General features: G+C 67.3%; 10 protein-coding genes and 1 pseudogene. 10 read left to right on the top strand and 1 reads right to left on the bottom strand.

The genetic code is table 11. The features are described from left to right. The 5 genes from ACRDUX_RS33000 to ACRDUX_RS32980 all read left to right on the top strand — a co-directional run. Nucleotides 1-625 (top strand): ABC transporter permease (locus tag ACRDUX_RS33000; protein WP_526420417.1); only part of this gene is annotated, 625 nt, incomplete at its 5' end. Continuing rightward, a complete protein-coding gene (locus ACRDUX_RS32995; RefSeq protein ID WP_526420415.1) occupies nt 622-1,359 on the top strand; it encodes an ABC transporter ATP-binding protein in 738 nt (245 codons plus the stop codon). The genes ACRDUX_RS33000 and ACRDUX_RS32995, both read left to right, overlap by 4 nt. A 33-nt stretch (nt 1,360-1,392) precedes the next feature. Next, nucleotides 1,393-2,427, top strand: a complete 1,035-nt coding sequence (locus tag ACRDUX_RS32990) for an ABC transporter substrate-binding protein (RefSeq protein ID WP_526420413.1) — start codon at nt 1,393-1,395, stop codon at nt 2,425-2,427. A gap of 7 nt (nt 2,428-2,434) precedes the next feature. After that, entirely contained in the window at nt 2,435-3,526 is a 1,092-nt protein-coding gene (locus tag ACRDUX_RS32985; protein ID WP_526420411.1) for an LLM class flavin-dependent oxidoreductase, read from the top strand. Nucleotides 3,527-3,568: 42 nt separating this feature from the next. Beyond that, nucleotides 3,569-4,144 carry a hypothetical protein gene (locus ACRDUX_RS32980; RefSeq protein WP_526420409.1) on the top strand — a complete coding sequence of 192 codons (576 nt, stop codon included), beginning with the start codon at nt 3,569-3,571 and terminating at the stop codon, nt 4,142-4,144. A gap of 12 nt (nt 4,145-4,156) precedes the next feature. Here ACRDUX_RS32980 and ACRDUX_RS32975 read toward each other — a convergent pair whose 3' ends face one another. Next, nucleotides 4,157-4,855, bottom strand: a complete 699-nt coding sequence (locus tag ACRDUX_RS32975; protein ID WP_526420407.1) for a hypothetical protein — start codon at nt 4,853-4,855, stop codon at nt 4,157-4,159. A gap of 77 nt (nt 4,856-4,932) precedes the next feature. On the opposite strand from ACRDUX_RS32975, the gene ACRDUX_RS32970 reads away from it, so the two are divergent. The 5 genes and pseudogenes from ACRDUX_RS32970 to ACRDUX_RS32950 form a co-directional block, all read left to right on the top strand. Then, nucleotides 4,933-6,441, top strand: a complete 1,509-nt coding sequence (locus ACRDUX_RS32970; RefSeq protein ID WP_526420405.1) for a carboxylesterase/lipase family protein — start codon at nt 4,933-4,935, stop codon at nt 6,439-6,441. A 61-nt stretch (nt 6,442-6,502) separates the two neighbouring features. Beyond that, nucleotides 6,503-8,458 carry a primary-amine oxidase gene (locus tag ACRDUX_RS32965; RefSeq protein ID WP_526420403.1) on the top strand — a complete coding sequence of 652 codons (1,956 nt, stop codon included), beginning with the start codon at nt 6,503-6,505 and terminating at the stop codon, nt 8,456-8,458. Between the two features lie 69 nt (nt 8,459-8,527). Next, nucleotides 8,528-10,522, top strand: a complete 1,995-nt coding sequence (locus ACRDUX_RS32960) for a DUF7064 domain-containing protein (protein ID WP_526420401.1) — start codon at nt 8,528-8,530, stop codon at nt 10,520-10,522. Next, complete coding sequence (locus ACRDUX_RS32955; RefSeq protein ID WP_526420419.1) at nt 10,522-10,848, top strand: YnfA family protein; 327 nt, start codon at nt 10,522-10,524, stop codon at nt 10,846-10,848. Before ACRDUX_RS32960 ends, ACRDUX_RS32955 begins: the two co-directional genes overlap by 1 nt. Before the next feature lie 144 nt (nt 10,849-10,992). Beyond that, a pseudogene (locus tag ACRDUX_RS32950) lies at nt 10,993-11,254 on the top strand (HNH endonuclease signature motif containing protein); the annotation flags it as partial.

The raw sequence follows: 11,254 nt of genomic DNA, 5'->3' as shown, positions 1-11,254 counted from the left end.
GGCCGGTATCGAGCTGATCGAGAACGGCCAACTCGTCGATGCCCTGCGGGTGTCCGGGGTGCGGGTCGTCGAGGGTCTCATCCTCGGTGGCGTGATCGGTGTGGCGCTCGGCACGGCGGTGGGGTTGTCCCACTGGTTCGAGGCGACGGTCGACCCGCCGATGCAGATGGTCCGTGCGTTGCCGCACCTCGGCTTGATCCCGCTGTTCATCCTCTGGTTCGGCATCGGTGAGCTACCGAAGGTGTTGTTGGTGGCGCTCGGCGTCAGCTTCCCGCTCTACCTCAATACGTTCTCGGCGATCCGCCAGGTCGACCCGAAGCTGTTCGAAACCGCTCAGGTGCTTGGCTTCTCGTTCTGGCAGAGATTCCGCACGATCATCGTGCCCAGCTCCGCACCGCAGGTGCTCGTCGGTTTGCGCCAGTCCCTGGCCATCGCGTGGCTCACGCTGATCGTTGCCGAGCAGATCAACGCCGACAAGGGAATCGGGTTTCTGATCAACAACGCCCGTGACTTCCTTCGCATCGACATCATCATCTTCGGCCTTGTCGTCTACGCGATGCTCGGCATCGGCACGGACGCGATCGTGCGAGCCGCCGAGCGTCGGGCCCTGAGGTACCGCTCGTGACGGTGACCTCCGAACGGCAGACCGGGACTGCGGGCGAGCTGCGCAACGTCGACAAGTGGTACGGCGAGCATCACGTGCTGGCCGACGTGTCGGTGCGCGTCGGCAATGGCGAGATCGTCGCGCTGATCGGCAGAAGCGGCTCTGGCAAGTCGACGGTGCTCCGGGTGCTGGCGGGGTTGTCCACCGATCACACCGGCGAGCGCGTGGTCGCAGGCGCGCCCGCGCTGGCGTTCCAGGAGCCCCGGCTGTTCCCCTGGCGCGACGTGCGAACCAACGTCGGCTACGGACTGACCCGCACTCTACTGTCCAAGGCCGACGCGGTGGCGCGGGCCGACCGTGCGTTGGCCGACGTCGGTCTCGCCGAACGCGCGGACGCCTGGCCGCTGACGCTGTCCGGTGGACAGGCGCAACGGGTGTCGCTCGCGAGGGCGCTGGTGGCCGAACCCGAATTGCTGCTGCTCGACGAGCCCTTCGGCGCACTCGACGCGCTGACCCGTCTGACCATGCGGGCGCTGCTTCTCGAGCTGTGGCGGGAACACCGGTTCGGCGTGCTGCTGGTAACCCACGACGTGGACGAGGCGGTGGCGCTCGCCGACCGGGTGCTGGTCCTCGAGGAGGGCCGCGTGATCCACACGCTCGTCATCGACGATGCCAGGCGTTCGCCGTCGGACCCGTCCGCCAACACCGAGCGCTACCGCGCCGAGCTGCTCGACCGGCTCGGCGTCCATCTCTGACGAACGCATCGTCGAACAACGAAGGGAACCGTCATGCCCGCATCAAGACGAGCGATCGCGATTCGCGTCGCGGCCTTGCTGACGCTGATCGGAGTGCTGGCCGGCTGCGTCTCGCGTGAGGAGAGCTCCGGCGCCCAGCAGGCTCCGGCCACGGTGCCGCTGTCCGAGTTGTCCGACGTCACGCTGCAGATCGGAGACCAGAAGGGCGGCACCGAATCGCTGCTGCGCGCTGCGGGCGCGCTGGGCGACCTGCCCTACAAGGTGGTGTTCTCCACCTTCACCTCCGGACCGCCGCAGATCGAGGCCGCGACCGCAGGCAAGATCGACTTCGCCGTCACCGGCAACACCCCGCCCATCTTCGGTGCCGCCGCCAATGCGAAGGTAAAGGTGGTGAGCGCCTACGAAAACGGAGGAGACGGCGACCGCATCCTCGTGCGGGCCGATTCGCCGATCAAGACCGTCGCCGACCTGCGTGGCAAGAGCGTGGCCGTCGGCAAGGGCAGCTCAGCGCACGGCCACATCCTGATCCAGCTCCAGAAGGCCGGCCTGTCACCCGCCGACGTGAAACTCGTGTTCCTGCAGCCCGCCGACGCCTTGACCGCCTTCACCAGCGGGCAGGCGGACTCCTGGGCCGTCTGGGATCCGTACACCGCGCAGGTCGAACAGCAGGTGCCCGTGCGCAGCATCGCCCGGGCCACCGGTGTCACCAACGGGGCCGGGTTCGGCATCGCATCGGATGCCGCCCTGGCCGACCCGAAGCGCAACACCGCGCTCAGCGATCTGCTCGTGCGCTACGCCAAGGCGACCCAGTGGGCACGGGACCATCCCGAGGAGTGGGCGCGCAGCTATTCGGGGGCGGTCGGTCTCGACCTGCCCGTCGGAACCGTTGCGCAGGGCCGGAGCCTGCGGTCCCAGACCGCGCTGTCGGAACAGTTGATCGGCTCGGAGCAGCAGCTGGCCGACCTGTTCGCCGAGACCAAGCAGATCGCGTCCGCCCCCAAGTTCGCCGACTGGGTGGATCACCGCTACGACGATGTGCTCAAACCCTTTCTGACGAACGCCAATTAGGAGTTTCGTGGCCGCCAAATTCTTTTGGTTCCTGCCCACCAGCGGTGACAGCCGCTCGATCGTCGCGTCGTCCCACGCGTCGTCGAACCAGGTCCTGCCGCCCAATTACCGCCCTCCGACTCGGGGCTACCTCGCCGAGGTGGCCCGCGCCGCCGACCGGCTCGGCTTCGAGGGCGTGCTCACGCCGACCGGAACCTGGTGTGAGGACGCCTGGTTGACGTCGGCGGCGCTGCTCGCCGAAACCGAGAAGCTGAAGTTCCTCGTCGCGTTCCGGCCCGGCCTGGTGCCGCCGACGCTGGCAGCCCAGCAGGCCGCGACGTTGCAGCGCTTCTCCGAAGGCCGGGTCCTGCTCAACATCGTCAGCGGCGGTGACGACGTCGAGCAGCGCCGCTTCGGCGACTGGCTGGATCACGACCAACGCTATGCCCGCACCGGTGAGTTCCTCCACATCGTCAACTCGGTGTGGCGAGGGGACGGGCTCGACTTCAAGGGCGACTACTACACCGTGGCGGATGCCCGGGTGTCCGCACCGCCGGATCCGTTGCCGCAAATCTACTTCGGGGGTTCTTCGCCCGCGGCGCTGCCGATCGCCGCGCAGTACGTCGACGTATACCTGACGTGGGGCGAGCCGCCGCAAGCGGCGGCGGCAAAGATCGTGAAGGTCCGCGAGCTGGCCGAGGCGAGGGGCCGCAAGGTCCGGTTCGGCATCCGCCTGCACACGATCAGCCGCGACACGTCGGCCGCCGCGTGGGCGGTCGCCGCCGAGCTCGTCGCAGGGCTCAGCGACGATCAGATCGCGAAGCAGACTGCACTGCATGCGAGTTCGCAGTCCGAGGGCCAGCGCCGGATGACGGCCCTGCACGGCGGCCGGGTGGATCAACTGGAGATCTATCCCAACCTCTGGGCCGGGGTGGGACTGGTCCGCGGCGGGGCAGGCACGGCACTAGTGGGCAGCCACGAGGAGGTCGCGAACCTGATCTACGAGTACCACTCGCTGGGGTTCGACGAGTTCATCCTCTCCGGCTATCCGCACCTCGAGGAGGCCCACTGGTTCGCCGAGGGCGTGCTTCCGCTGTTGCGGCAGAAGGGTGTCGCGTAGACCGATCACGGGGTGGAGCCGGTTTTCGTGACACCCTGAGGCGTGGACGAATGGTTTGAGCACAGCCCGTTCGTCGGGTTCGTGCCGTGGATCATCTACTGGGTGGTGGCCGAAGGCCCGAGCACGTGGCTGTTCGGTGCGCTGAGTGCCGTGTTGGCGGCGATCATCCTCGGCATCTCCATGGGCCGAGGCGGGCCCCGGCTACTCGAGATCGTCACGATCGTGTTCTTCGTCGTGGTGACGGCGGCCGGGATGATCGTCGGCGCGGCGGACCGCGACTGGATGGACACCTACGCGACGACGTTGTCCAGTGGCGTGCTGGCGGTGATGGCGCTGGGTTCGTTGGCGTTCACGCCGTTCACCGAGCAGTACGCCAGGGTGTCCCGGCCCATGGAGGACTGGGAGAAGCCGGCATTCCGTCAGACCAACAGGGTTCTGACGCTGATGTGGGCCCTGGTCTTCGCGCTGATCTCGGTGCTCGGTTACTACGCGACCCAGGTGCCCGAGACCCGAGACTGGACTAACTGGGTGATTCCGATCGTGGTCATCGTCGGTGCGGTGGGAATGACGCAGGCGTACCCGACGCGTGTCCGGGAGAAGGCTCGCCCCACGGGTTGACCCGCCGCCTGATCAGCAGCTGAGCCGGACGCCGATGTCCGCTGGCGGGGTCACCTTCTGCAGGCAGCCGAAGCCCTCGACGCCTGCCGCGCTCAACTTGACCGCCGTCTGGTGCGCATAGTTGACGCAGAACAATCCCGTGGCGTCGGAGCGGCAGCGGTAGTCACCGAACGCCAAGGACGTGCCCGCAGGCAGTTCGGCACCGGTGCCGTCGACGAACGGACCCGGATCGCCGTGCGGTGAGCCGACGTCGACGGTCGTGCCAGGGAAGTCGACCCAGTTGTCCTTCCAGGCCGTCTCGACCCCGGACGGGCGCGGCGGCGGATTGCTCAACTTCAGCAGGCATGCCAACGCGCCGTCCTGGTACTGGTTGGTGACGCAGTTGGCCTCGGAGCCCGCCGTGACGAATGCCACCCCGGCGTCAAGCGTCGACACCTCGCCGCCGCGGGTCATCGAGTGGTAGCCGTTGGGGTCGGCGGGCGTTCCGGCTTCGATCCACCGGATGACGTCGGCCATCGGGGCGCCCGCTCGGGGAGGCGCGGAGGGCGCAAGCGAAGGCTTCGTCGCGGTCTTCGACGGCAACGCCGTGGCGATCGAACTCCTCGGGGCACCGGTGCTTGGCGTCTGCTGGGCCTTCTCCGCGGTGCCGCCGGTGCTGCTCGAACAGCCCGCCACCAGCGCAGACACGGCGATGACCAAGGCTATTCGCATGCCGACCAGGGTAGCGGGCGCCATTCGGGCGGCGCGCCAGGCACATCCGAGGTCGGGTTCTTCGCTAACGTCGACCCATGCACGATCGCACCGTTCGCGTGGCCATCGACAACGGCGTCGTCGAAGGATTCACCGCCGACGGCGTCCACCGCTGGCGATCGATCCCGTATGCCCGTCCTCCGGTGGGCCGGCTGCGCTACCGCGCTCCGCAACCGGTGCAGCCGTGGCCGGGCGTGCGTTACTGCCACGGGTTCACCTACTGCGCGCCGCAGGACCGCAAGTACACGCTGCTCGGCGTCGGCAAGTTCCAGCCGATGAGCGAGGACTGTCTGACGCTCAACGTCGTCGCGCCGGAAAATCCATCGGACGAGCCGCTGCCGGTGATGTTCTTCATCCATGGCGGCGGATACATTCTTGGCAGCTCGGCGACACCGATCTATGACGGTGCGTCCATGGCGCGACGGGGTTGTATCTACGTCTCGGTGAACTACCGGCTGGGTGCGCTTGGTTGCATGGATCTCTCGGCTCTGTCGACACCTGACGATCCGATCGAGGACAACCTGTTCCTGCGCGATCTCGTGATGGCGTTGCGGTGGGTTCGCGACAACGTCGCGGTCTTCGGCGGCGACCCGGAGAACGTGACGATCTTCGGTGAGAGCGCCGGTGCGCACGCCGTCGCTACGTTGCTGGCGGTTCCGGAAGCCAAAGGTCTTTTCGTGCAAGCGATTGCGGAGAGTCCCGCAAGCGGGATGGCCGGGCCGCCCGACGTCGCCGCGGCATTCGCCGCTGACCTGGTCGGTGTTCTCGGGGCGGCGCCGGAGGATGGCGCGGCCGCGGTGATGGCGGCTCGGCCCGCGGAGCTCGTCGACGGGCTGAACAAGGTGATGAGGCATGGGATGAAGGAGATGCGGGGGGCGTTCGTCGTCGGGCCGACCTTCGACACCGAGTATCTGCCGCATGATCCGGTTCAGGCCATGCAGGACGGCACCGCACACCGGGTGCCTCTCATCGTGGGTACCAACGCCGACGAGGGCCGCCTGTTCACCCGGTTCCTGCAGTTGTTGCCGACGACTGAGCCCGCCATCGACCTGCTCCTCTCCGACTCCGACGTTCAGGTGCGGGACCGGATCACCAAGGCCTATCCGGGCTATCCGAGTCCGAGCGCCTGCATCCGGCTCGGTGGCGACTTCGCCTTCGGGACTGCGGCATGGCAGATCGCCGATGCGCATGGCAGGCATACGCCGACCTTCGTGTATCGCTACGACTATGCGCCGCGCACCTTCCATTGGTCGGGGCTCGGCGCCACCCACGGCACCGAGTTGTTCGCAGTCTTCGACGTATATCGGACGCGGTTCGGGTCGTTGATGACCGCTGCCGCCGACCGTCGCTCGGCGCGCCAGGTCTCCAACGACGTGCAGGGCAGGTGGCGCGCCTTCAGCCGAGCCGGCGTTCCGGGCGATGGTTGGCCGCCCTACACCGCAGACGACCGAGCGGTCATGGTCTTCGATCGGCACTCTCACCTCGAATACGACCCGCGTGCCGACCGCAGGCAGGCCTGGGAGGGGTTCACGCTCGCCGCTCGATGAGGGCGGCAACGGTTTCTCCAGATCACGTGCGGACCTGCAGTCGATGTGATCGAGTGGTGGTGTGGCGCACCCTCTGGACCCCTTGTCGACCGACGAATTCACTGCCGTCGCAGCGGTGTTGCGCCGCGAGCGTGCGGTCGGCCCCGGGCCGACGGCGACGTCGGACCTCGGGTGGCGGTTCGCCTCGATCGAGCTGGTGGAACCGAGCAAGGATGACCTGCGGGCGTTCGAGCAGGACGGCACCGTGCCCGCGCGCCGCGCGACCGTCATCTGCCTGAACCGGTCGGCCAACGCCACCTACAAGGGCGTGGTGTCGCTCGACGAAGGTCGCGTCGAGACGTTCGACCAGGTTCCCGGCGTGCAGGCGAACTTCACCGTGGACGAGTTCATCGAGTGCGACCAGGTGCTGCGCGGCCATCCCGACGTCGTCGAGGCCCTGGCCAAGCGGGGCATCACCGATCTCGACCTCGTCTTCATGGACACCTGGACCTTCGGCGATGCGGTCGCTCCGCCCGAGTTCCGCGATCGCAGGTTGGGCTGGTCGGACACCTGGCGCAAGGACGCGCCTGGCGCGAACCCGTACGCCCACCTCGTCAGTGGCCTTCACTGCGTCATCGACCTCAACACCATGGAGGTGCTGAGGGTCGAGGACGGTGGCCCGTTCTCTTCCGGCGGCGTCGAAACTCCCAACGTGATGGGCGAATACGTGCCGCGGCACGTCCCCGAGCGCATCCGCGCAACGTCCACCCGTGAGCCGCTCAAGCCATTGCACGTCACCCAGCCCGAGGGTCCGTCGTTCACCCTGGACGGGAATCTCCTGCAGTGGCAGAACTGGTCGCTGCGCATCGGCTTCAACTACCGGGAGGGCATGACCCTGCACACGGTGCGCTACCGCGATGGCGATCGCCTGCGATCGGTCGCGCACCGGATGTCCTTCGCCGAGATGATCGTGCCGTACCGCGATTCGTCGCCGGATCACTACCGCCGCACCGCATTCGACATCGGCGAGTGGGGTCTCGGCTTCATGACGACCTCACTCGAACTGGGCTGCGACTGCCTCGGCGAGATCCGCTACCTCGATGCCGTCATGCACGACAGCAAGGGGGAGCCCTACACGATCGCCAATGCCGTCTGCATTCACGAGGAGGATGGCGCCGTGCTGTGGAAGCACGTCGATCACGATGCGGGGGCGGAGGTGCGCAGGATGCGCCGCCTGACGATCTCGTTCCACGTGACGGTCGCCAACTACGAGTACCTCGTCTACTGGCGGCTCTACCAGGACGGCAACATCGAGTGCGAGGTCAGGGCCACCGGCATCATGGTCACCACGCCGCTCGCGCCAGGCGCGCCGAATCCGAACGGCATGCTGGTCGACGAGCGCACGTATGCGCCCTTCCACCAACACTTCCTGGTGGCCCGCCTGGACATGGACGTCGACGGCAGTGACAACACCGTCTTCATGTCCGAGTCCTACGCCGAGCCGATGGGGCCCGAGAATCCCTACGGTCTGTCCCTCGTCACGCGGAACGTTCCGTTGCGGACGGAGGGCGATGGCAGGCAGGACTTCAACTTCGACACTCAGCGCGCGTGGAAGGTCGTCAACACCAACGTCACCAACGGTCTGGGCACTCATCCGGCTTACAAGCTGGTGCCGGGTGGGGCCATTCCGGCGATGTTCGATCCCGCGTCACCGGTGCTGAAACGGGCCGGCGTGATCGGGCACACGGTGTGGGTCACTCCGAATGCCGCCGACGAGCGTTGGCCCGCGGGTGAATTCGTCAATCAGTCGGTGGAGGACACCGGTCTGGGGGAGTGGACGAAGGCCAATCGGTCCATCGACAACACCGACGTCGTGCTCTGGTACGTGTTCGGTCTGCACCACATCACCCGGCCAGAGGATTGGCCGGTCATGCCGGTCGACATCGTGTCGTTCTGGCTCAAGCCGTTCGGATTCTTCGATCGCAACCCCGCCCTCGACGTGCCGGCAACGAAGTCGGACACCTGTCACGCGCAATGAGTTGACGGCTGTCAACTCATCAGCCGAAAACACGCCATTCCGCTCGCGCGGTGCCCTAGGTTTGACCGAGTGCAGACTCCCCAGACGAACGCGCTAGTGGAACGTCCCGCCGATCTCACCGCCGACTGGCTCACCGCGGTGATCGGTGCCGGGGAGGTCAGCGAGTTCGCCTTCGAACGCATCGGCACTGGCCAGATGAGCGAGTGCTACCGGGTCGCCCTCACCTACACCGACGGCCAGGACGGACCGGCATCGGTGGTGTTGAAGGTCGCGGCCGCCGACCCGAGCAGTAGGCAGACGGGACTGGCGCTGGGCCTCTACGAGCGCGAGGTCCGGTTCTACACGGACATCGCGCCGGCCATTCACGGTCCGGTCGCACCATGCCATCACGCCGCCTACGATCCGGCGACGGGCGTGTTCGACCTGCTGCTCGGGGATGCCACGCCCGCCGTCGTCGGCGACGAAATCGTTGGTGCCACAATCGAACAGGCGAGGATGGCACTGACCCACCTCGGCCACGTACACGGCCCGTTGCTGGGTGACGCCGCACTGTCGGGGGCAGCGTGGATCAACCGGGAGTCGCCACTGAACCAAGGCCTGATCTCCGCCCTCTACGCAGGTTTCCTCGACCGCTACCGCGACGACCTCGCACCCGAGCATCGCGAGGTGTGTGAACGGTTGGTCGCAACCTTCGACGCCTACCTCGCTGCAGAGGCCGCGTCGGGAAGACCACAGGGGCTGGTTCATGGTGACTACCGTCTGGACAACCTGCTCTTCGGTCAGGACGGCGCCGACCGCCCGCTGACGGTGGTCGACTGGCAGACGGTGAGCGTGGGCCCGGCCCTGACCGACGTCGCCTACTTCCTCGGATGTGCGCTACCCGTGCAGCAACGGCGCGAGCACTCCGAGGAGTTGTTGCGGGCCTACCACGTTGCACTCGGACCGAATGCCCCGTTGACCATGGACGACGTCCTCGAGGGCGTCCGGCATCAGAGCTTCTTCGGTGTGGTGATGTCGATCGTGTCGCCCATGCTGGTCGAGCGCACCGAACGCGGCGACCAAATGTTCATGACGATGATCGCGCGGCACTGCGAACACGTCCTCGACACCGATGCGCTGGCCGTCCTTCCGGCACCGTCCACGCCGGAACCGTTGCAGCCCAACGCGGACGACGAAGGAACCCACGAGCCGACGGATGAGGCGCTCTGGAACGAGAGCTGGTACTTCGACTTCGCCGACCCCGGCCAGGACGTCGGCGGTTGGGTACGGCTTGGGCTGATCCCGAACCAGGGCCATGCCTGGATCAACGCGTTGCTGTGCGGTCCTGACATGCCGACCATCGCCGTGCTCGACTTCGAGGCCGCGCTGCCCACGGATCACACCCACGTCCACACCGACGACCTCGACCTCGAACTCGAGGCCATCACCCCGCTTCGGTCCTACCGGGTGTCATTGCGCGGGCGCGGCCAGGCCTACGACGACCCCGCGGCGCTGCTGCGCGGCGACTCCGGCCGTCCCGTCGAACTCGTGATGAACCTGACCTGGACCACTGCGGGGACGCCGTACCAGTACCGCCTCTCGACCCGCTACGAGATCCCGTGCACGGTGTCCGGGACGGTGACCGCCGACGGCCGCTCGTTCGAGTTCACCGACGTCGCCGGGCAGCGGGACCACTCCTGGGCGGCGCGGGACTGGTGGAGCATGGAGTGGGTGTGGAGCGCACTCCACCTCGACGATGGCACCCATCTGCATGGTCTCGACCTCAGGATCCCCGGTGCGCCGCGCATGGCCGCCGGCTACGCACAGCGCGCTGGAGACGTCGTCGAGCTTCAAACGGTCGTCGCTCGGGAGACGTTCGGCGACAACGAGCTTCCACTCGGAACGACGCTCGAGATGTCGCCGGGTGACATCACCGCGACCGTCGACATCCGGGGGCACGCCCCCGTGCTGCTGACGTCGAGCGACGGCAGGGTGAGTAGGTTTCCGCGGGCCTGGGCCACCGTGACGACGGCTGATGGCCGCACCGGTGTCGGTTGGCTGGAGTGGAATCGCAACCGGACATGATGGCTCTGAAGTCGGTCGCGCTGTTCGTGGTGGCGGCCGTGTTGGAGATCGGTGGCGCCTGGCTGGTGTGGCAGAGCGTCCGAGACCACCGGGGCTGGTTGTGGGCGGGTGCAGGAGTGTTGGCTCTCGGCGCCTACGGCTTCGTGGCAGCCTTCCAGCCGGACGCGCACTTCGGGCGGGTGCTGGCGGCCTACGGCGGGGTGTTCATCGTCGGTTCCCTGCTGTGGGGCATGGTCGCCGACGGGTTCCGGCCGGACCGGTGGGACGCGGCGGGAGCGGTCATCTGCCTGCTGGGGGTCGGCCTGATCATGTACGCGCCGCGGTAGGCGGGTCGTGAGGCTCGTGCCCGCTTAGCACGTGGGTCCGACGTTTTCGGGGTGTGGCGGGGTGGTTGTCCACAGTTGCCGATTCGTCCCCAACCTGGGGTTTTAGGCTGGCGGGCGTCGGAGTGGTCGTTTAGATTCGAATGCATGTTCGAAGAGTTGGTGACCGGGACCGCGGGGACTTGCGGGGCTTCCGCCGTCGGTGCCTGGACCCGGGTGGAGTCCGCGGCGTGTGCTCGGCGGCTGGCCGCGATGGTCACCATGCTCGATGCTGCTCATGCCGCCGACGGGTCCGCTGATCGTGAACAGTGGTGCATCGACAACTGGGCCGCGGTGTGTGCCCACATCGGCGCCACCGCATGCATGACCAGCGGAACCGCCTCTGCACTGTTGCTGGTGGGCACCGCGC

The organism is Mycobacterium sp. (assembly GCF_050701675.1).
Taxonomy (GTDB): domain Bacteria; phylum Actinomycetota; class Actinomycetes; order Mycobacteriales; family Mycobacteriaceae; genus Mycobacterium.
The sequence above is the reverse complement of the archived record's forward strand: the minus strand, read 5'-3'. Positions and strand labels throughout refer to the sequence as shown.

What these genes read in the sequence shown, in the direction of transcription:
- ACRDUX_RS32975 (WP_526420407.1), bottom strand. Translation starts at nt 4,855, where the DNA reads ATGCGAATAGCCTTGGTCATCGCCGTGTCTGCGCTGGTGGCGGGCTGT.
- ACRDUX_RS32955 (WP_526420419.1), top strand. Translation starts at nt 10,522, where the DNA reads ATGGCTCTGAAGTCGGTCGCGCTGTTCGTGGTGGCGGCCGTGTTGGAG.
- ACRDUX_RS32990 (WP_526420413.1), top strand. Translation starts at nt 1,393, where the DNA reads ATGCCCGCATCAAGACGAGCGATCGCGATTCGCGTCGCGGCCTTGCTG.
- ACRDUX_RS32970 (WP_526420405.1), top strand. Translation starts at nt 4,933, where the DNA reads ATGCACGATCGCACCGTTCGCGTGGCCATCGACAACGGCGTCGTCGAA.